Annotated in this window: 21 protein-coding genes; 5 read left to right on the top strand and 16 right to left on the bottom strand. The window is 40.3% G+C overall.

Features of this window, described 5'->3' with window-relative positions:
* Nucleotides 1–121: 121 nt before the first annotated feature.
* Nucleotides 122–490 (bottom strand): hypothetical protein, encoded by a 369-nt coding sequence (locus tag E4F24_RS04075; RefSeq protein WP_140937385.1) that lies wholly within the window; start codon nt 488–490, stop codon nt 122–124.
* A gap of 52 nt (nt 491–542) precedes the next feature.
* The gene (gene panD / locus E4F24_RS04070) at nt 543–890 is read right to left on the bottom strand and encodes an aspartate 1-decarboxylase (protein WP_140937384.1); all 348 of its coding nucleotides are present in this window, start codon (nt 888–890) and stop codon (nt 543–545) included.
* A 285-nt stretch (nt 891–1175) separates the two neighbouring features.
* On the opposite strand from panD, the gene pepT reads away from it, so the two are divergent.
* Both pepT and E4F24_RS04060 read left to right on the top strand, forming a co-directional pair.
* Entirely contained in the window at nt 1176–2435 is a 1260-nt protein-coding gene (pepT, locus tag E4F24_RS04065; protein ID WP_140937383.1) for a peptidase T, read from the top strand.
* Nucleotides 2436–2464: 29 nt separating this feature from the next.
* On the top strand, nt 2465–3034 hold the full coding sequence (locus E4F24_RS04060; protein ID WP_140937382.1) for a nitroreductase family protein: 570 nt from the start codon (nt 2465–2467) through the stop codon (nt 3032–3034).
* Nucleotides 3035–3075: 41 nt separating this feature from the next.
* Here the strand turns inward: E4F24_RS04060 and E4F24_RS04055 are convergent, their stop codons facing one another.
* From E4F24_RS04055 to E4F24_RS03995, 13 genes are all read right to left on the bottom strand, one after another.
* Nucleotides 3076–3714, bottom strand: coding sequence for a hypothetical protein (locus tag E4F24_RS04055; protein ID WP_140937381.1), 639 nt, complete (start codon nt 3712–3714; stop codon nt 3076–3078).
* Nucleotides 3714–4253, bottom strand: a complete 540-nt coding sequence (locus tag E4F24_RS04050) for an RNA polymerase sigma factor (RefSeq protein WP_140937380.1) — start codon at nt 4251–4253, stop codon at nt 3714–3716. Before E4F24_RS04050 ends, E4F24_RS04055 begins: the two co-directional genes overlap by 1 nt.
* Nucleotides 4254–4451: 198 nt before the next feature.
* Nucleotides 4452–5708: a YeiH family protein gene (locus E4F24_RS04045; protein ID WP_140937379.1), complete on the bottom strand. Its 1257-nt coding sequence runs from the start codon at nt 5706–5708 to the stop codon at nt 4452–4454.
* Nucleotides 5709–5723: 15 nt separating this feature from the next.
* The gene (locus E4F24_RS04040) at nt 5724–6641 is read right to left on the bottom strand and encodes a TIGR01777 family oxidoreductase (protein ID WP_140937378.1); all 918 of its coding nucleotides are present in this window, start codon (nt 6639–6641) and stop codon (nt 5724–5726) included.
* Between the two features lie 3 nt (nt 6642–6644).
* Nucleotides 6645–8078, bottom strand: coding sequence for a phytoene desaturase family protein (locus tag E4F24_RS04035; protein WP_140937377.1), 1434 nt, complete (start codon nt 8076–8078; stop codon nt 6645–6647).
* Between the two features lie 55 nt (nt 8079–8133).
* A complete protein-coding gene (locus tag E4F24_RS04030; RefSeq protein WP_140937376.1) occupies nt 8134–9000 on the bottom strand; it encodes a hypothetical protein in 867 nt (288 codons plus the stop codon).
* A 57-nt stretch (nt 9001–9057) separates the two neighbouring features.
* Nucleotides 9058–9237, bottom strand: coding sequence for a carboxypeptidase-like regulatory domain-containing protein (locus E4F24_RS04025; protein WP_140937375.1), 180 nt, complete (start codon nt 9235–9237; stop codon nt 9058–9060).
* Between the two features lie 241 nt (nt 9238–9478).
* Nucleotides 9479–12070, bottom strand: a complete 2592-nt coding sequence (locus tag E4F24_RS04020) for a TonB-dependent receptor (protein WP_140937374.1) — start codon at nt 12068–12070, stop codon at nt 9479–9481.
* 370 nt (nt 12071–12440) lie between these two features.
* Nucleotides 12441–14219 (bottom strand): acyl-CoA dehydrogenase family protein, encoded by a 1779-nt coding sequence (locus E4F24_RS04015; RefSeq protein WP_140937373.1) that lies wholly within the window; start codon nt 14217–14219, stop codon nt 12441–12443.
* Nucleotides 14220–14353: 134 nt separating this feature from the next.
* Nucleotides 14354–15529 carry an acetyl-CoA C-acyltransferase gene (locus E4F24_RS04010; RefSeq protein ID WP_140937372.1) on the bottom strand — a complete coding sequence of 392 codons (1176 nt, stop codon included), beginning with the start codon at nt 15527–15529 and terminating at the stop codon, nt 14354–14356.
* A gap of 26 nt (nt 15530–15555) precedes the next feature.
* Nucleotides 15556–15714, bottom strand: coding sequence for a four helix bundle protein (locus E4F24_RS14115; protein ID WP_140937616.1), 159 nt, complete (start codon nt 15712–15714; stop codon nt 15556–15558).
* A gap of 160 nt (nt 15715–15874) precedes the next feature.
* Nucleotides 15875–18301, bottom strand: a complete 2427-nt coding sequence (locus E4F24_RS04000; RefSeq protein WP_140937371.1) for a 3-hydroxyacyl-CoA dehydrogenase/enoyl-CoA hydratase family protein — start codon at nt 18299–18301, stop codon at nt 15875–15877.
* A 34-nt stretch (nt 18302–18335) separates the two neighbouring features.
* Nucleotides 18336–18788: a MarR family winged helix-turn-helix transcriptional regulator gene (locus tag E4F24_RS03995; RefSeq protein ID WP_140937370.1), complete on the bottom strand. Its 453-nt coding sequence runs from the start codon at nt 18786–18788 to the stop codon at nt 18336–18338.
* Between the two features lie 324 nt (nt 18789–19112).
* Between E4F24_RS03995 and E4F24_RS03990 the strand changes: the two genes are divergently transcribed.
* The 3 genes from E4F24_RS03990 to E4F24_RS03980 all read left to right on the top strand — a co-directional run bounded on the left by E4F24_RS03990 (nt 19113) and on the right by E4F24_RS03980 (nt 21345).
* Nucleotides 19113–20075 carry an isopenicillin N synthase family dioxygenase gene (locus E4F24_RS03990; protein WP_140937369.1) on the top strand — a complete coding sequence of 321 codons (963 nt, stop codon included), beginning with the start codon at nt 19113–19115 and terminating at the stop codon, nt 20073–20075.
* Between the two features lie 147 nt (nt 20076–20222).
* A complete protein-coding gene (locus E4F24_RS03985) occupies nt 20223–20618 on the top strand; it encodes a DoxX family protein (protein ID WP_140937368.1) in 396 nt (131 codons plus the stop codon).
* Nucleotides 20619–20769: 151 nt separating this feature from the next.
* Nucleotides 20770–21345, top strand: coding sequence for a DUF4256 domain-containing protein (locus E4F24_RS03980; protein WP_140937367.1), 576 nt, complete (start codon nt 20770–20772; stop codon nt 21343–21345).
* A gap of 76 nt (nt 21346–21421) precedes the next feature.
* Here the strand turns inward: E4F24_RS03980 and E4F24_RS03975 are convergent, their stop codons facing one another.
* Nucleotides 21422–22321, bottom strand: coding sequence for a sulfite exporter TauE/SafE family protein (locus E4F24_RS03975; RefSeq protein WP_140937366.1), 900 nt, complete (start codon nt 22319–22321; stop codon nt 21422–21424).
* Nucleotides 22322–22364: the final 43 nt, after the last annotated feature.

Raw genomic sequence — 22364 nt, 5'->3', positions numbered from 1 at the left:
CTGCATATATGTATTTTCAAAGGTTAAAAAGAGCCCTTTGAAAATAAAATCTATGCTTCGCAGATGGACAGCCATAAAGGTTTCGAACATTCCATTTCGTCTAAATTCCTTACGTGGAATCTTAAACCTGATGGCGGGGAGGGCCTCTTAGGTAATAAGAGTTGAAAACGGAAGTGTATTCCCGGTAAGAATAGTATGTATAATTTTCAAATTGAAATTCTTGAAAAAAAGGAAGCTCAAAGATAATAAAATCGGAAGAGATAAAACTTCCTTGAAAGACAATGTTTAGATATTGAATTTCACCATCTGACTTGTGGTGGTTCTTGTGTGACTGATCTGTAAAATCATAAGGGTGAATATGCGTGACAATTTCACCACTAGAGGTTATCTCTTTGTGCATGAATACAACACCACTGATCACAATTACACACATCCACCCGGCTAAGAGGGATGCAAATAATCTGCGGTATGTGGATAGTATGCCTAGCATATTCGGAAATATAATCGAATTTGTACTTATTCTATGGTAAAGTTAATCATTATTATAATAACCTGTTATGGTCGTCCGGAAATAGCAGTGCAGGTTTGTGTTTTCTTGCTTCATCCCGATCCATTGTGGCATAGGATACAATAATTATTATGTCTCCTACTTGCACCAGTCGAGCTGCTGCACCATTCAGACAGATGGTGCCTGTACCTCGTTCGCCTGGTATTACATAGGTTTCTAACCGTGCTCCGTTGTTATTATTTACGATCTGTACTTTCTCGTTGGCAATAATATCTGCCGCATCCATCAAATCTTCATCAATAGTGATACTTCCCACATAATTCAATTCGGCCTGTGTCACACGAGCACGATGAATCTTTGATTTCATTACTTCAATCATCATGACTGCAAAATTAATCTTTTTATTGTTTATTTAAAGTAAGAAATTGATGACGAAGGATTTCTTTAATCAAATAACACCCTTGTTCTGCCGTATCACACATAACAATAAATCTCTGTGTACAACAAAAACTCTACCCGTTCGTGGATTTGCAAATTTGTGTATTCGTGTATTCTTAGTAACTTTGGACTCTTTAAACAAACCCATTATGGTTTATCAGTCCACACAGGGGATGAAAAATCTAATAGCTTTATCACCTTTTTAAAGAATAATTTATTAATATAAAAAATGAGTACAATCAATAGCATAAAAGATTTTTCCGTAGCCGAACGTTTTCTACGCTACGTACAAATAGATACACAGTCTGACGCAAGTTCCGAAACATTCCCATCCACGGAAAAACAAAAGAATTTAAGTAAGTTACTGGTACAGGAATTATTAGAAATGGGTGTAGCTGATGCTCATCTGGACGAATATGGTTACGTATATGCTACCATTCCCTCCAATACCCCCAAAAATGTACCCGTTATCTGTTTCTGTTCACATGTCGATACATCGCCTGATTCTTCCGGCGAAAATGTAAAACCTATTGTACACCACAATTATCAAGGTCAAGACCTCGTACTACCCGACGACCACACTATTGTTATTCGATACGACGAACACCGCGACCTAGCCAATCAGATCGGGAATGATATTATCACTGCAAGTGGTAAGACTTTATTGGGGGCAGATGATAAAGCCGGTGTTGCCGAAATAATGGATGCTGCGCGTCTACTTTTAAACCATCCCGAAATCAAACATGGAGATATTAAAATTCTTTTTACGCCAGATGAAGAAATCGGTCGGGGTGTAAATTTTGTAGATATCGAAAAACTAGGTGCACAATTCGGGTACACTATGGATGGCGAAAAGGCCGGAACGATAGAAGATGAAACCTTTTCGGCCGATGGCGTTAAAATCACCATACATGGCGTATCCGTACATCCGGGATTTGCTAAAAACAAAATGCAGAGTGCAATCAAAATCGCATCCAAGATCGTCAGTACACTTCCGGAAGATCGTCTCTCTCCAGAAAGTACTTCTGGAAAAGAGGGATTCGTACACCCTACACATATTTCAGGATCCGTAGAAAAGGCTACTATTGAATTTATCGTCCGGGATCATGTCACATCCAATCTGAATCGATATGAAACGGAATTGGAGAACCATGTTAAAAATATTTTAAATAAATATCCCAAGTGCACCTATACTTTTGAAGTGTATGAGCAGTACCGCAACATGAAAGAGGTGCTCGATCAATATCCACAGATCATGGAAATTGGACTGGAAGCCATACAACGAGCAGCTATGACAGCAGAGCGTAGAAGTATAAGAGGAGGTACAGACGGATCAAGGTTATCCTTTATGGGGCTTCCCTGCCCTAATGTATTTGCCGGAGGACATGCTTTTCACGGTAAGCAAGAATGGGTAAGCCGTCAAGATATGGAAAAAGCTGTATTAACCATATTGCACATCGTTTCCTTATGGGAAGAAAAAACAAATTAATAGCTTACCTAATTCAACGATAAAAAGAAATGAGTTATAAAAACGACGTATTAAAAGCCATACACCTCAGAAGATCTGTATTCCAAGTGAATTTTACAGATCAGGAAGTGAGCAAGGAAGATCTGGAAACGATATTGGAAGCTGCAAATTCGGCTCCAACACATAAACGTACCCAACCATGGCGATTTGTCGTATTTCGCAAAGACGGATTAAACCGTTTAGGTGCCGAACTCGGCCGTATCTATAAGCACGTCACACCTGCTGAAAAATACACGGAGGCGACAGAGATCAATATGGCAAAAAAAGCAACACTTTCTAATGCCGCCATCGCGATCATTGTGAATTACACGGGCGAACTGCCGGAATGGGAAGAATTGGCAGCGACTGCTTGTGCTATTGAAAACATGTGGCTCGCCGCACATTCCATCGGATTAGGTGGCTATTGGGCGTCACCAGGCCTTATCAATCATATAGCTGAGTTCTTGCAATTAGCACCCAATCAAAAATGTATCGGGCTCTTTTATTTAGGTCATCACCAGAGTGAGGAGCGGGAAGCCGTACGTACGCCTATAGCCGAAAAAATTCGCTGGGAGGAGTAAAAAGAAATTGACTCAAAAGAATAAGGAGCTTTTTTAGCTCCTTATTCTTTTGAGTCAATTTTAATATCTATAACTCCGTATCTTCCCTTCCATTTGATTTTATCCCGTACAAATTCGATGAGCACACCTCCAACCTCTGAGGACGAAGTACCGGTAACAGTAATCGTATTAGCTAAGCCATTTTTTACTTCAAACCTTACAACAACATGTTCTGCAGACAAAATATCCCTGACTTCAGAATTCAATTCTTCATTAAATTGTGACCAACCCACTTCCGGAATAGCATCATTCATCGCCAATGTACGCGAATCTACACGTAGCTGTTGCTCCATTAAAATCACTTCCGTCTTTTTTCCCGGCTTAGAAGTAATAAAGTTGAAAAACACCAAGGAGCAGGCTACCACAAAAAGTACCGCAGCGGCCAAAGCAACGGTAAGGCGCTGCCAACCATAAAAACGTCTATTTTTATCCCTTGCCTGTGTTTCTACTCGTTGGGCGAGGCGCTGTTGCATGATACTGAGCTGCTTTGCATCAACCCCTTGCTGCATCTTGTATCCATCAATGGCATCCTGTAAAAAAGGATCCTGTAACGCCTCCCGTTCAATAGCATACATTTCTTCCTTACTCATGAGTCCCATGACGTAATTATGAATTCTTGATAGCTGATAATTATTTTCCATTACTTTTTCTTCTCCATACAGATTTTAAGGTTACGCTTGCCGTTCTGAATAAAGCTTTTTACTTTATTCAGATCAAACCCCGTTATATCTGCAATATCTTTATAGCATTTCTGTTCCAAATAAAACAAACGCACACAGGCTTCCTGTTCGTTATTTAAGGTCCGTAGACAACTTTCTAATCTCTCAAAATCACCTTCTGTCCAATCCTTTTCATCGGATTGGTTGAGCTGCTGTTCACTCTCATACAGGTTATCTTCAATATCAACATTCGTTATCTTTTTTTCTTTTCGCAGCCGCATAAGGCAGTAATTCCGTGCATATACGTAAAGCCAACTCTTAAAATTTTCAACTTCATGTCTACGCAACTTAACAATCAGTTCTTCAAAGATCTGCATGACTGCATCCTGACTTCGATCTTCATCCTGTAGATATTTGTAACATACACCATATAACAAGGCCATATAAGGCGAATACAATTTACCGAGGGCATTTAAATCCCCTGTCTGTTTGTAATATGTAAGCAGCTCTTTCTGGTCCATGAATATTATACGTCAACTATGTGATGCCTCAAGATACGAAATTCCATACGAAAAGTATAAAAAAGTATTACTGTGTCAAACGGCTTAAATCCAAAATTGACATCCTAAACTAAAATTTGACCACCGGACACCAGTGCCAATATATCCTATCTTCCAAGGACTTGTATTTAAATCATGAATAACGCCTTAACGTTCTCCTTATTTAAACAGAAGCAACGCGATAATCAATGTCACAATAACATTAAACGTCTGGGCAATTAAGAATGCGTATAACGGTTTTTTGTTTTCTTGACCGAATAAATCTTTGAAGTTCGTTTCCAATCCGATGGAGGTAAATGCAAGTGCAAACCAAAGTCCCTGAAGACTTTTCAAACTATCTTTCACTATAGCATTCGTTTCAGCTGAAACCGCAAATGAAAACAAGAGGGAGGCAAATACGAAACCGATGACAAACTTAGGGAATCGATCCCAAATAATCTTCAGCGTAGGTTTCTCCTGTTTCGTTTCGTCATCCACCGATTTGGCATAAGTCCAATAAATACTGATTGCAAATGCGGCTATTCCCAACAGCACGTTTTGTGAGAACTTTACAATTGTACTGATTTTCAACGCTTCTTCTCCAACTAACGATCCGGAGGCGACAACAGCACCTGTCGTATCAATAGAACCGCCTAGCCATGCGCCGGTAACTTCTTGAGACAGCCCCATCCATTCCGCCATATAAGGCATGAAGATCATCATCGGAATCGCCGTAATGAGCACCAGGGAAATGACATAAGAAAGTTTTTTACTATCTCCTTTTATCGCGCCAGAGGTAGCAATAGCTGCTGACACACCACAGATAGACACGGCACTGGAAAGCATCAACGACATCTCCTTATCTATTTTCAATTTTTTACAGACCCAAAAGGCAAAGTACCATACCGAGATTACCACAACCAGTGCTTGAATAAGCCCTAAAGAACCCGCTTTCAGGATATCTCCAAAAATAACGGTCGTCCCTAATAATACAAGACCAATTTTGACGTAAAGTTCCGTACTTAATGCATCTCTAAACCATTGTGGCAAATTGAAAAAATTGCTAATCAATAAACCGATACCCAGACTGAAGATAACAGCTTCCAGGTTATACTCTTTTACGATAGCATTTCCGGCCAAAATAAGCGCCAGGAGAGTCAATATATAGACTGCAGGCAATACGAACAAGAGTGTTCTAACACTTTTTCCTAAAAGTGTCGCACCTATAATTGCCGTGACAAATACGACTAAAAATTGGAGTGCAATAGCCGATAGGTTTTTGACCGAAAGGACATTCCCGGTTAACTCTGCTATGTTCGTCCAACTAAAACTTGGCTTGGGTATAATAACGCCAAATAACGCTAAAAAAATAATTCCTAAACCTAAAATTACGACTACCCAATCTTCGGAAATAGAAAATGCTTTTGATGAAGACATAAAATATAAATATGATTATTTTGAGTTGATAAGCTGATTAAATGCTTGGCGAATATAAGGATAATGGAATTCAAACCCTTCGTTCAATAAAAATTTGGTGGTTGCCGACGTGGTCTGCAAGATTAAACCGGGGTCGATGCCCTTTAAAAAAGCACCTATTTTGGCAAATAATGTAGGCAAAGGTAGCCCAATTGCTCGTCGGGCTGCATATCTTAAACTTTCCATAAACTCTGCATTAGTAACCGGGAATGGACTACAGGCATGGTACAGCCTATTTTTAGCGGATCCGGATATGATCCATTCTACGATTCGAACAAAGTCTTGCTCGTGTATCCAACTAATGTACTGTTTGCCATTTCCTACTTTGCCGCCCAATCCCCATTTTGCTAACGGATACAGTTCCCGAAACATCCCTGAAGATCTGCTCAACACTGGACTCAGGCGCAATATAATCTTTTCTGTTTTTGGGGTATTTGCAGCCAAAAAAATCCGTTCCCAAACTTTCACCAGATTCGCCAAAAAATCATCACCAAACTGCTGACTATCTTCGGATTGTACACTTTCTACGCCTCCAAAAATTGAAATCCCCGAAATATTTATCCATAGTTTGGGTGGATTTCCGCTATTTTCAACAGCTCTGGCTAGGGTAGCAGTAGGTAAGAAACGCGACTGCTCCAATCTTTTTTTATTCTTAGGGGTAAAACGGGTATTGATACTTTCTCCACTCAAATTAATGAGTACATCTGCACCTTCAAGCACGGCATTCCACTTACCCGAACTGGTTCCGTTCCATCGCACGTAATTAAGTTTTGGCACCAAAGATTCGCGAGCTGTACGCGTTAGAATACTAACCTCGTCTCCGTTTTTTAAAAATGCATCAGTCAGCAGTTGGCCTAAATTACCAGATCCTCCGGCTAAAATTATTTTTGCCATTCTTTAAAGATTAACATCAATATTAAAATGATCATGTAATGCTGTTTTGGCCGCATGGAATCCACACATACCATGTACTCCCCCACCCGGGGGCGTTGCCGAGGAAGAGATATACACTTTTTTATTGGAGGTACGATAGGGTGTAAAGCTCCACGTCGGCCGTGTATACAGCTGTAAAATATCCATCACCCCCCCGTTAATATCTCCTCCTATATAATTGGGATTATAATCTTCCAATTGGCGCGTATTAATTGTTGACCGTCCAAGAATGGTATCTTTAAATCCAGGAGCAAAGCGTTCCAGCTGTTTTTCAATCGCATCCGTACGGTCAGCCACAGAACCATTTGGCACATGACAATATGCCCATCCCGTATGTTTTCCTTCAGGTGCACGGCTTTTATCAAATGCACTCTGCTGTGTAAATAATACGAAAGGCTTATCTACGATTCTCCCATCCGAAGTAAGTTTTTCATTTCGCGCTATCTCTTCAAATGTGTTCCCTAAATGAACAGTAGCTGCCTGCTGGCAACGTTTATCCTTAAATGGAACAGGTTCTGATAGCGCCCAATCGATCTTAAAAACCCCCATTCCCTGTCGATAACGTTGTAATTGCTTCTTATAGCTTTCCTGCAAATCCAAGCCCTTAATTTTCAATATCTGCTGCGGAGTCAAATCCAAGATCAGGATCTTATGATCGGGCAAATCTGCCATATCGGTTAACCAAAAATCGGTCTGGATTTCACCTCCTAAAGATCGAAAATATGCAGCCAAGGCATTCGCTATAGACTGTGAACCGCCAACAGGTATGGGCCAGCCGTATTTGTGTCCTACACCAGATAATACAATACCGATAGCCGAAGTCGTCAAATTCGACAACGGTTGAATCCCATGTGCCGCCATCCCACCCCAAAGTGCCTTTGCCTTCTCCGTTTTGAAACGCTTTGCGATCCATTGTGCCGGTTGCAGGGCATTCCATCCGAATTTGGCCACCAAAATCGGATCTTTAGGAAAACGTAGCGGCCCCATGGTATCAAGGGCCAACGCTTTCCATTGGTTAAAAACGGGTTGAATTAATTTTAAATACGTTTTTCCATCGCTACCCAGATCGGCCGCGGCTTCGCGAATATCTTTATGCAAAAAGGCCGTTTCTCCCTCGTCCAATGGATGTGCAGCTTGATACGGAGCATAGATAAACTGCAATCCGAATTCTTCCAGCGGAAGTGTCGCAAAAAAAGGCGACGCTACAGCCATGGGATGAATAGCAGAACATATATCATGCTTAAATCCAGGGAGTGTTAACTCTTTGGTACGCATACCTCCACCAATGGAATCAGCACCTTCGATCAAGAGTGTACTTATTCCTTGCTGTTGCAGGGTAATTGCCGCTGCAAACCCATTGGGACCGGATCCTACTATTATTGCATCGTATTGTTTCATTTCCTATTCATTATCCTCATATCATATACATCCCATTCTGACACAGTAGACAGGGTTACTCATATTTATAATATCCGGCATCAAAAGAACCTTTTGATAATGCAAATTTTCTATCCACACGATCCAAAACAATGTAGACCGAATCCAATCGTTCATTTGTTCCGGTTAAAATAACCTTCTCTCCATTCGTTGTACTATATTTTAATACTAACTTATCCTGAATAATATTTTTATTTATTTTCGCAAAATCCCGGTCTCTCCGCGTAGACCACACCCGGGGGTGCGCCCTGTGGTTCTCATCCCCAATATGTGCCCAGGCAGCCGGGCTAATCCAATCCTCGGGGTATACATCACGTGTATTCTTTAACGAATTGGTATAGTTTTTATCTTGCAGATAAAGCACCTGATCTACCGTATCGGCATAATAATGAAAAGCTTGTCTACCACCGACTACACCGGCAATTTCATAAGCTTTCTCCAAATCCACACTGGAGTGTGATGTTCCGCTGCTCGATTTCGGGCCACCGCCGCCGCCACGTATTGTAAATGGAAATTCTTTGGCCGTTTTAAACGTCAAAGTGTTCCATCTTTCAAATGTAGCAATTTGCCAACGCACTGTATCTAAAGGTGAATATGGAATTTCTTCTCCGTTTAACCTAAATTCGGTAACATTATATATTCCGTATAACGCTTTTACACCTGGTATCGAGGGTTGTTTATACGGATCATAACGAAAGTTAAGGTAAAACAAATATCCAAAAACCACCGTGTATATTGCAATTAAAGATTTTAAAGCAATGCTACTGTATTTAAGCCAGTTGCCTTTTACCACCAAGGTATCATGATACGTAACAGCCTGTTTTTCCTTTATTAATAGCTGATATATCGGATTGATATCTTTCGACAGCAAAAATAATCCCAATAATACAAAATATGACGCATATACATGCACTCCGCCATCGTAACCCAGAAAAACGTGCTAACTTAACGACATTGCTGTCGCGCCTGCAATGGGTTCATTTGTAGTCGCATCAAGAACAGTCCCCGAAAATGATGCATTAATAATGGGTCTAGTTTCGTCTTGAGCTTGTACGCTGTGAAAGCTCAGTATGGATATGATAAGTATATAAGAATAGCGGAATACTCCGTATTTTTTCATATTTTTAAAAAGTTTTAATAGTGAATACTTGCAAGTGCCAACGCCAATTGATTACTTGTTTCATTATTGAACAGATGAGGGAAGCCTAGCTTCCCTTTCTGTTACTGTATTAAGGGAGAGAGATTTAGCGACACATTCGCATTCGAAGGTAAAAGCAATAGCGATTGGTAACATCTATTGATTTTTGGAATGCCTTTTCTGTTCTGATTTCGTTGCAATTCATATCTATTCCAGTATATGGCTATTTAAGATTATAGCGCAACGTCACACCATAAGTTTGCGGATCGCCAATAACACCTGCATACTGACCAGAATTACCTGGTGCGGCAAGCAGTTGCTCATAATAATCTTTATTTGTCAAATTCCGGCTCCATACAATTACAGACAGTCCATTTGTTGCTCTAAACCCTACACGTGCATTCAATAAAGAATATGCATCTATGTTCAGATACTGCGATGGAGAAGGGCTGGATGAAAATTTCGAACGGTAAAAAAGATCTGTACCCAAAAAGTAATTACCTTGCAGGCTTAGTAAATTTCCCTTTGCTGTTAATTCTGCTGCCAGTGACCAAGACCATTTAGAAATTCCAGGCAATTCACCTCCAGAAATATCTTTAAATGCTTCCGCACCTCCTACTTCTTCTAAAGGAACCGGTGCATTCGTAAACTTCACATACTTTCCATCCGTATAAGCTAACGCTCCATTCAACCGAAGAAAATTCCAAGGTCTGATTGATCCATCCAGTTCAAAACCTTGCACACGAACTTCTTCCGCATTCGCCAAATATCCTCTATTCACGCCAGGATCTGGTGTTTGAACTTGGGTTTGATAGTCTTTGATATTGGTTTGATATACGGTAAGGTTCAAGAACGATTTTCTACCGGGGCTTGTTTTTACACCGAACTCCACATGGCTGACAGATTCAGGCTTTACCTCAGCTAAATCCGTGGCCACCTGTCCATCTATAACAGGTAATCCGCCGACATTAATACCTATTGGCTTGTAGCTATTCGAATAGGTGGCATAAGCGTTGTAATCTGGCGTAAATTTGTATTGCAGGGATAATTGTCCCGACAAATTTCCTGCATCAGCATTAACATCGAAAGTCTGATTGGAATAAATACTGTTTACTGCAGCAAATTGCTCCGCTGTGTATTCGATATTGTTATCGATGTATTTCGTCCGGTCGTAGTTGGCTACTTTTTTATCGTAGTTGTATCGTACACCTGGTAACACATGCAATTTAGAAGTTATCGCCCAGTCAATTTGAGAGAACACGGCTAAACTGGTGCTCTTGATGCCGTATTTCGTACGAATACCCACCTTATCGATCAAACCTGGAGCCCATTGCGTCTGAGACGCACTGCTTTGCTGAAAGCGCCATAGCGCATCGCCAGCTTCTTCGGTGTGTACGGGATCTGTTCTTAAATCCTGCCACAAACCGAATACGCCTACCACACCACTTACCTTATCACTGATATTGCCCGAGTAACGGAACTCTTGGGACCACTGATCGTGGACCGAATTACCTGCTGATATCGTATAGGCAGGAACACTTAAATAATCTCTATCATTTAATGGTACCCAATCCCAATATCTCCATGCAGATGTAGACGTCAATATACCATTTCCGATTTTGTAATCTACATTTAATGATGCTCCTCCTAATTCATTATCTGCCTTAGAGCGCGTATCTAGGTCAACTTTTCTTTCAAAGGAACTTTTGTAAGGAATTTCATATCCCAGATCCTTGATGATGCTGTTAAACTGTCTATATTCAGATCGCTGATTTTCAACTACACCGGCGATACCCCAACCGTAGCCATCCGGACGCTGCGCTGTAACATCCCCTGCTAATGATATCTTTAAATTCTCATTCGGCGTGAATAACAATTGCCCTCTAACACCTAGGTTATTGATATCATTGATATTACGATCAGAATACACGTTATACAACGTTCCATTACGTTGTGTTCCTGAAAAAGAAACGCGAGCCGCTAATTTATCTTTGATCAAGGGACCAGTTAAGGAAGTTTTAGCTTGTATGTAGCCATAGTTACCATAGCTCAATTCAAAATTTGCACTTGGTGTGAACTCTGGCAAACGCGATGTAATATTAAATGCTCCTGAAGTAGTATTCTTACCAAATAATGTCCCTTGCGGCCCTCTTAATACCTCAATTTGTTCGATATCAATAAAATCTAGCCATGCAGCTGCAGGACGTGCTAAATATACACCATCTAAATAAAAACCAACACCCGGATCGATCCCATCATTGGTCAAACCATAAGTAGACCCTAGCCCTCTAATATTCAGCGTCGTATTACGAGCGTTAGAAGCATATAATTGCACTGTTGGAACCGCTTCCTTGATTCTCGCTACATTAAATGCCCCCGCATCTTCTATTGTGCTTGCTCTTATAATAGAAACCGGAATTGGAATATCTTGAATCCGCTCAGTCCTTCTCCGTGAGGTTACCAATACCTGTTCCAATGCATTTAACGTAGGTGTTAGTTCGATAATTGTTGGTGAGGTCTCCACAACGACTTTTCGACTTGCGTAACCCACGTATGAGACATTTAAAGTGAATGGTAGTTTTTGTCCGGTCACGAATTGAAACTTTCCATCACGATCTGTTTTTACTTGATGTGTTACCGCATCCAATTGTACCGTTACACCTGAAATAGGTTCCTTGGTAATTGCATCAATAACTGTACCTACTAAGGATGCATTAATGATTGGCTTTGGCTCGTTCTGCGCATGAACAGAAGAGACAGTCAGTACAAAAGCACTGATAATTATATATATGCGAAAGATGCGTTTTGTTGTCATAATTCTAAAGTTATTTATTGTCTGTTGAATACTTATTTTGTTGTTAATGAAAGGAGAAAACTCCTGCTGATATACTGAATAGTATGTCGTTGAAAGAATTAGCAACACATTCGCATTCGGAGCGATAAATAATTTAGGCCATCTAAGCTTAAGCCATCAGATGAGTTTAAAAGAAATTCATTGTAAAATTGTTCCATACGATTTGATAATAAATGATTCAAAGTTTTCGTTGCCAACGCCCATCGTTAACAATTATGATGCAAATATATAAATATTTCTAAAAAGACTACTAAATCCATAGATTTTATTTTTTATTGCATAAAAAAAGCCCACAACTTTCGTTGCGGGCCCCATAATCAACCTAAAAACTTTAGAAACAATATTTATTTTCTTCAATTAGCTTGCGCGCGACCCGTTGGCGGGCATCTTTTACGTTGAATGGTTGCGCTTTGGTAAAACGTCGCAATCCTGCTAACATCATATTTAATTCATCCCCTTCTCCAAAAGAATATAGCGCTTCTTTAGCCGCGATATTTATTTTATCGACAGCCGAATACAAATAGATCCGAGCCATATCCGTAGTTAAGGCGGAGGCTTCTTCTCCTTTTGCGTGATATAATTTCTCTGCGCGGAGTAACACCGATTCAGCGACATATACATAACCAATCACGTCGGCAATATTCATCAAGATCTCCTGTTCTTTAGAAAGCGACATCATCAGTTTTTGAACCGCAGCACCGGCAACCAATAGCCCTGCCTTTTTCAGGTTCGCAACAATTTTCTTCTCAGCTGCAAATAGAGTCTCGCCTTCTGCTCCAAAGTCCGGAATAGACATCAGCTCTCCGGCAACTGCTTGTGCAGGCCCCATTAAATCCAATTCGCCTTTCATCGCCCGCTTCAGTAACATATCAACCACAAGCAGACGGTTAACCTCATTTGTACCCTCAAAAATTCGGTTAATGCGGGAATCACGATAAGCTCTTTCCATAGGGGCTTCTGCCGAATATCCCATCCCCCCGTAGATCTGCACTCCTTCATCCACAACATAATCCAGCATCTCCGAACACCACACTTTAATAATAGCACACTCTATAGCAAATTGTTCTACAGATTTCAACTTGGCTTTAGCTTCATCCATTCCTCCACCGATTAATGCATCATAGGCATCATCGATATTTTGCCCTGCGCGATAAGCTGCTGACTCCATTGCGAACAATCGTGTCGCCATCTCTGCTAATTTGTAACGAATTGCTCCAAATTTTGAAATAGGTAGATTAAATTGTATCCGCTCATTCGCGTACTTAATAGATTGTGTTAATACTGCTCTTGAAGAGCCAATGGTAGCAGCACCTAATTTAATACGTCCGATATTCAAGATATTCACGGCTATCTTAAATCCATTTTCACGATCAGAAAGCAGGTTTTCTATTGGAACGGGACAGTCGTTGAAGAATACCTGACGGGTAGAAGACCCTTTAATTCCCATCTTATGCTCTTCTGGATTCATTGTTATTCCGCCGAAATCTCTTTCTACAATAAATGCACTTAAATTTTTGTCGTCATCAATCTTAGCGAATACAATAAATATATCCGCAAAGCCACCATTCGTGATCCACATTTTTTGACCATTGATCAAATAATGGGTTCCTTCCGCATTAAACTTGGCCGAGGTGCGCCCCGAGTTGGCATCTGATCCGGAATTGGGCTCTGTCAAACAATAAGCAGCTTTCCATTCACCCGTGGTCAATTTCGGAATATATTTAGCTTTTTGCGCTTCATTGCCATAATATAAAATAGGGAGTGTACCAATGCCTGTGTGAGCAGATAAGGCCACGGCAAAGGAATACCCGCCGCCCACCGCATCAGTGACCAACATGGATGTATTAAAATTCTTGCCAAAGCCGCCATATTCCTCGGGTATAGAAACACCTAACATGCCTAGTTCGCCCGCCTTATCCAACAGATTGGTCATCAACCCCTCTTCTTGTGCATCAATGCGATCAAGTTTGTTCAACACTTCGGCATCTAAGAAATCCAAACACGTTTGACGGATCATGCGTGCCTCTTCGTCAAATTCTTCCGGAATAAAAATATCCGTATATGGTGTTTCTCTAATTATAAATTCGCCGCCTTTGATAGTCTGTCTCATTTCTTTTGGATTAAGGAGCAAAGATGAAGGACTTCTCCATCTCTTTATACATCTAATACTTTTAAAAAGTTCACTATTTATTATACACTTAATCTATCTCTGCTCTTCTGTCCTTACTCTTTGCTCTCAAATAACTATAACATTTCAAATATCCCCGCGGCCCCTTGTCCGGCACCTACACACATCGTTACCATACCGTATTTTTTATTTTGGCGCTTAAGCTCATTCAAAACCTGAACAGTCAGTTTTGCTCCCGTACACCCTAATGGGTGGCCTAAGGCAATCGCACCACCATTCACATTGATTTTTTGTTCATCCAATCCCAATTCCCGAATTACCGCCAACGATTGGGAGGCAAATGCTTCGTTCAATTCGAAAAGATCAATATCTTCCTTTTCTAATCCCGCCATTGCTAAAGCTTTTGGAATCGCTGCTATTGGACCAATCCCCATGATGCGAGGAGGCACACCTGCAACGGCATAACTCACTAATCTCGCAATAGGCTGGAGATTTAGTTCTTTCATTTTCTTTTCTGACATCACCAAAACAAAAGCTGCACCATCCGAGGTTTGTGAAGAGTTACCCGCTGTCACTACACCATCTGCGGCAAAAACCGGGCGTAATTTAGCCAGCGCTGCTAATGATGAATCTGCACGCGGACCTTCATCAGTATCTACAATGTATTCACGCGTCTCCATCGTCTTACCGTCCTTCAGGTAGTTTTCTCTTACGGTGACAGGCACGATACCATCTTTAAGATACCCGTTCTTTATTGCTTCAATTGCTTTTTGATGTGATTTCAACGCAAAAGCATCCTGATCTTCACGTGAGACATTGAATTCCTTTGCAACAGCTTCGGCTGTAATCCCCATCCCCCAGTACCAATCTGGATGATCTTTGGAAACACTTGGATTTGGCACAATTTTCCATCCTCCAAAAGGCATCCCCGACATAACTTCCACTCCTCCTGCGATGATACAATCTGCCATTCCGGATTTAATCTTAGCAACTGCCGTCGCAATAGTCTCCAACCCGGAGGCACAGTATCTATTGACCGTAACACCTGGTACTTTATCCGTCTGTAATCCCATCAAGGAGATAAGCCTCCCTACATTCAACCCTTGCTCTGCCTCCGGCATTGCATTCCCAACGATCACATCATCGATTTCTTCCTTATTTAAATTTGGAACTGAGGCTACCAGATGCTTGATCACATCGGCCGCCAAATCGTCTGCTCGCATAAACCGAAATCCGCCACGAGGCGCTTTTCCTACTGCTGTGCGATATCCTGCTACTATATATGCTTCCATTGTTTTTAGTATTGAGTCGTTAGATATTAGTATTTAGACTTTAGTTTCCGTTGAAAAACATAGTTGATCTTTTGTAATTCGTTAATTGTCTCAACGAGACTTTCTAAATCCTCTACTGATATATAACCCAAATTATTTGAAATAATTAATTGTGTTTCCACTTCATAGGTTGATGCATGCGCTATAGAAAGAAAATATAAAACTCCTTATCTGAGTTAACTAAATTAAACCTTTCTCTATCCGGAAATTTCATTGTCACCTGATAAACATCGGACACCATTTCATTCGCCTTTTGCCGTAATTTCAATGCTCTATACTGACGCATACATCTAAATACTTCTTAATCTAATTCCTAAGCGGTTTTCCCTTTGTCAGCATGTGCTGAATACGTTCAAGTGTTTTGCGCTCAGTACAAAGTTCTAAAAACGCTTTCCGTTCAAGATCCAACAAATATTGTTCTGAGACTTCAGTTGGCGCTGAAAGATTTCCTCCACACATTACCCAACCTAATTTTTCTGAAATTTTCTTATCGTGATCAGAGATGTAATTACCGGCACGCATCGAGGCTGCTCCTACATATACAGTTCCTAAACCTTGATTACCCAATACTTTAATATCATTTCGTGGAGTAGGTTGAATATATCCTGCTGTTGCCAGCTCTAATGCCTTCTCCTTCGCATCCGCTAATAAACGGGCCCTATTCATCGTCACTGCATATTTACCCTGCTGCAAATAGCCTAATTCAAAGGCTTCAATTGCCGAAGTAGATACTTTGGCCTGTCCGATGGTCAAAAATCTGTCTTTTAATGTATTTTGAACGATTTGGCCATCCCTATATTCATCAGAGGCACGTAACGCAAATTCTTTGGAACCACCTCCGCCCGGAATTACGCCAACACCAAATTCGACAAGCCCCATATACGTTTCAGCATGTAGCTGTACAAAATCAGCATGCATCGAAAATTCACAGCCTCCTCCTAATGTCAGTTGAAACGGGGCTGCTACGACTGGAATAGAAGAATACCGAATACGCATTGCTGTATTTTGAAACATACTAACCGCCATATTCAACTCTTCGTAATCCTGCTCCATGGCCATCATAAATATCATTCCGATATTTGCGCCAGCTGAGAAGTTTTTCCCATCATTAGAAATTACCAGACCTCGATATTCCTTTTCTGCAAGATCAATCGCTTTATTCAGTCCTTCTATTACATCACCTCCGATGGTATTCATCTTGGTATGGAATTCACAGTTTACAATACCATCGCCAAGATCAATGATGGATACACCTGAATTTTTCCAGATAGTTTTCGTTTCGCGGATATAATCCAATACAATCAGATTTTCCGTTCCCGGAATAGGTTTATATGACTTAGACGCAATATCGTAAAAATGACGTTTCCCGTTTTCAATTTTATAGAAAGACTCATTGCCCGCAGCCAGCATATCATGTACCCATTGGGCAACTTCACCTGTTTGTCCTGGAAGACGTTTTTCCTCAGTTTTTATTTTTTCAATGGTTTCGCGAACTCCCAAGGCATCCCAGACCTCGAATGGACCTATCTCCCATCCAAAGCCTGCACGCATGGCATCATCGATGCGAAAGAAGTCGTCGGTAATCTCCGGTACACGCTTAGATACATATTCAAACAGCGGATAATGCATAGCACGGAAAAAATCGGCGGCCTTATCCGTTCCCTGTTCATAAACCTTCATTCGCTTACGGATATCTTCAACCGATTTGGTTGCTTCCAATGTGGCAGATTTCACCTTTTCTTGCGGACCAAAGGTCATTGTTTTTAGATCAAGCGAAAGAATCTGCACTTCGCCTTTATCATCTTCTACTTTTTCATAAAATCCTTTTTTTGTTTTCTCACCCAGCCACTTATTTTCCACCATTTTGGTAATGAAGGCAGGCAATTGGAAAACGTCTTTAGCTTCATCATCTGGTGTACTTTGTTCCAATCCTTTTGCAACATTTACCAACGTATCCAATCCAACAACATCTGCTGTACGGAATGTAGCCGATTTTGGATGTCCCATGGCAGACCCCGTATACTTATCTACTTCTTCTACGGATAATCCGAACCTTTCAACTAAATGTGTCAATGCTAACATGGAATATACCCCGATACGGTTACCAATAAATGCAGGTGTATCTTTACAACGTACAACCGTTTTGCCTAGCATCTTATCACCAAATTCAATCAAGAACGAAACAACATCCTTATCGGTATAGGGAGTCGGAATAATTTCCAATAACTGTAAATACCGCGGAGGATTAAAAAAATGTGTACCACAGAAATGCGCCTTAAAATCTTCTGAACGTCCCTCCGTCATCAAATGGATTGGAATACCCGAAGTATTAGAAGTAATCAATGTACCTGGTTTTCGAAATTGTTCCACGCGCTCGAATACAGCTTTTTTAACCTCCAACCGCTCGACGACCACTTCTATCACCCAATCCACCTGAGCGATCTGTGCTAGGTCATCATCAAAATTTCCGGTCTTAATCCGCTTGATATAAGATTTGCTAAAGAGAGGTGAAGGGTTCGACTTCATCGCTATCTCCAACGATTGATTAACAATGCGATTTCGCACGATCTTATTATCTAACGTAAGCCTCTTCGCTTCCTCAATGGGTAATAAAGCATTCGGCACAATATCCAGTAACAATACTTCGATGCCGATATTCGCAAAGTGGCATGCAATGCGCGACCCCATCACACCCGACCCTAAAACAGCGATTTTTTTAATATTTCTGTTCATTTATCTATATTTTTTATTAATAACCCAACCCCATTTAATCCAATGATTCCAAATTTAATCCGGGTATATAGGCACTTGCTAATTCGTTAATTTTAATTAGTGTTCTAACAAACTGTTCTCTTTCATTTTCCTGCAATTGAGATTCCAAATATTCATTGAATTCCCGGACGACATCTTTTGCAATCTTCCGCTTTTCTTTACCTAGTTCCGTCAAATAAACTTTAACCGAACGCTTATCGACCTCACTGGTCTCACGATAAATAAAGCCCAGCGCCTCTAAGTTATTTAACACCCGGGATAGCGATGTGGTTTTGACACCTGTAGAATTTGCGATCTGGGAAACGGTAGTTCCCTCTTTATAAATATTTATCAAAATATATCCTGCGGCCTGTGTAAAACCATATTGCGCAGCAATAAAATTGTACTTATTAGACACCGTCTGCCACGCGGTTTTTAAAAAATAATCTATTGTGTTCTCTTGGCTCATATTGGGCTTTCTATGCAAGCATACCAAATCTAACGCTTAGATTTGAGAATTCAAATATTTTATTGATTTTTTAATGTATTCTTAAGTTAACACTAAATATTTGATGACTTGAATTCATGACGGACGCTTCTAAAAAAATGCTTTCCGATTTGTTGTTGGGTTAAAAAGAAGTCGCCCCTCCGTCGGCGAAAGAAGCGCATAAAAAATTGTCGAAATAAACCCTTCCTTAAATTTACCATTCAATCTATACGTTTTGATATTCCCATTATAAAATTTTACAAACAATAATATTCCGTTAACTTTACATCAAACAAACCATTAAATATGACACTCGTAAACATACCAAGACTAGACCTCTTGAACTATACACAGGGATCTCCGGCCCAGCGCAAACAATTTTCTCAGGATATCGGTAAAGCGTTCAACGAAACCGGTTTTGTCACCATCGCCAATCATGGATTGAGTCAACAGCTTATTGATAATTTGTACGAAGTGGTTAAAGCTTTCTTCGATTTACCTGAAGATACGAAACGCCGATATGAATTTCCAGAGCTCGCCGGACAGCGGGGGTATACAGCTAAGGGGCGTGAAAAAGCAAAAGATGCCAGTACGCCTGATCTAAAAGAATTTTGGCAGCGTGGCCAAACCATTGTGGATGAAACGTATTCAAAAACAGACTTCCCGGATAATCCAGAAGTGGCAGAACTACAAAGATTCAATGAAATTACAACGGAAGTTTACAAAAAACTAGAAGATGCTGGTCGTAACTTATTAAAAGCCATTGCCGTTTATTTGGATTTAGAAGAAGATTATTTCGAAAAATTTGTCATTAACGGCAATTCCATCTTACGGGCAATACATTATTTTCCCATTGAAAATCCCGATGCCATATCACCTGACGCTGTACGTGCAGGGGCGCATGAAGATATCAATTTGATTACGTTATTAATCGGTGCCAGTGCAGATGGGCTGGAGGTATTGACTAAAGATGGTGCTTGGTTTCCGATCAAGGCCAAAGGAGAAGATATCGTCGTGAATGTAGGCGATATGCTGCAACGCCTTACAAACAATAAGTTGAAATCCACTACACACCGCGTGGTCAATCCACCACGCGAATTGATGAAAACATCCCGCTATTCTGTACCTTTCTTTTTGCATCCGAAATCTGCTATGAGTTTAGCTTGCCTGGACGGCTGTATTTCAGATGGATATCCCAAAGCATATCCCGATTACACCGCAGGACAATATTTAGACGAGCGACTAAGAGAGATTGGGTTAAAAATGTAATATAAGGGGGATTAATTCTTCTTCCTAACTGACCGAGTGCACGTAGTTTTCCTAATCATAAGGATAAGAAAGATTATTTAACCGACCAATCGACTTCTACGCAAAATCATATTGCAAAAAATTATGACTAAAATAAAATAAACAACTATGACAACAGGAACCGAACTTAAGAGTACAACGAAGAAAAACAAAATCATCTACTGGATTGCCACTATATGGTTGGCATTAGGAATGCTTTCAACCGGAATAGTACAATTAATTAAAATGGAAGAAGAGGTCGAAGCCTTTAATCATTTAGGATATCCAAGTTACCTGCTGACCTTATTAGGTATTTGGAAAATATTGGGAGTAGTTACTATATTGCTACCTAAATTTCCGTTGTTAAAAGAATGGGCTTATGCAGGTTTTTTCTTTGTAGCATCGGGAGCAACAGTCTCCCATATCGCGTTGGGAGATCCTATAGCCGAAATACTTCCTTCTGTACTCCTTGTGGCGCTCACGATAATATCATGGTATTACAGACACTCAGATAGAAGAATTTAAACAGATTATATTTTAAAAGAGAAACAATGAGACCTAGTGTAACGAATTCATGAAGGTATTTAAGTATAAACACGTTTGAATATTACCTTCGGAAACAGACATAAATGAATAAATAATCGAACTTGCGTACTTACAAAGTAATTATATACGGATGAGAAAAGCAGTAAACAATAAAATAGAATTATCAGAGGAACGAATATTGGAATTATTCCGGATTTTACATACCCGCTTTGAGAAGAACATGAACCGTCATCAGGGACTTGATTGGCGTAAAATACAAACCAAACTTGAAAATAGTGCAGAAAAGTTATGGTCGCTTAATGAAATGGAAGAAACAGGTGGCGAACCGGATGTGATCGGTTACGATACAAAAACAGATGAATTTATTTTTTGCGATTGCGCTGCGGAAAGTCCGAAAGGCCGCAGAAGCGTTTGTTACGATCACGATGCGTTGGAATCAAGAAAAGAACATAAACCAAAAAACAGTGCCATGGGCATGGCTGCCGAAATGGGCATTGAATTATTATCGGAAGAACAATATTGTGAATTACAACGCCTTGGGAAATTTGACACAAAAACATCCAGCTGGGTGGCGACCCCAACCGATATCAGAGCGCTTGGGGGGGCAATTTTTGGTGACTGGCGTTTCGGCCGTGTATTTATTTATCATAATGGTGCCGAATCTTACTACGCAGCAAGGGGATTTCGTGGTTTGTTAAAAATATAATAATCCGAAAGATCCTTATTTAATTACTTCCACGGGGATGCCGAGCGGCATGTAGCAAAATTAGCTATTATCTTTTCTAGAACCACACCTGAAAGATACCCCAAGAAGAAGTCAGCACAACCAAAAGCCCCACTAAAACAAGTAGAATACGTTGATTGACCCGTGAGGCCACATACGCACCTACAGGAGCTGCAATTACTCCGCCGATGATGAGACCCAAAACAATCTCCAAATGCTGTACCCCCAAAACAAAAATAAATACAGCTGTAGCAAAATAGGTTACAAAAAATTCTGCGGTATTGACCGTTCCGATTGATTCTCTGGGACTTTTACCTTGGCTCAGTAAGTTGGAGGTAACAATCGGCCCCCAGCCTCCACCGCCGATAGCATCTAACAACCCTCCCAAAAAAGCTAAAACAGATGCATTTTTTATTTTTTTCCCAGCATTGGACTTCTTTTTAAAAGCTTTAAAAAGAAGATATAAACCAAGACCTAATAAATAGACAGAAATATATGGTTTTATGATATTACCATCAAGCATATCGGCCAGCAAATACGCACCTATTACAGCCCCAATGCTTCCTGTAATAACAATTTGAAAAAACAGCTTTTTATCAATATTCTTAAAGCGAATATGTGAAAGTCCGGATACTCCTGTAGTGAATATCTCTGATGTATGTACACTAGCCGACGCAAACTTAGGAGGAATACCAAACCATAGCAATAGACTCGTGCAGCTCACTCCGTAAGCCATACCTAATGCCCCATCGATAAGCTGCGCTACGAAACCGACTACAATGAACCAGAAAAACATAGTGCCAAATTGGAAAGCATTACTTTGAAGACCTTCAATCACAAGATTTATGAAATACAGCAAAACCAGTATTTTGAGTGAAATAATAATCCAACCAACATGCTTTAACGTAACCTTATCTTTTATTTTATTCAGATTTAATACCGATAGCGCTCTTTCCATACAAAAAATTAACTGTGATCTAATTCAAGATCACAAATATAAA

The organism is Sphingobacterium lumbrici (assembly GCF_006476045.1).
GTDB lineage: Bacteria > Bacteroidota > Bacteroidia > Sphingobacteriales > Sphingobacteriaceae > Sphingobacterium > Sphingobacterium lumbrici.
The sequence above is the reverse complement of the archived record's forward strand: the minus strand, read 5'-3'. Positions and strand labels throughout refer to the sequence as shown.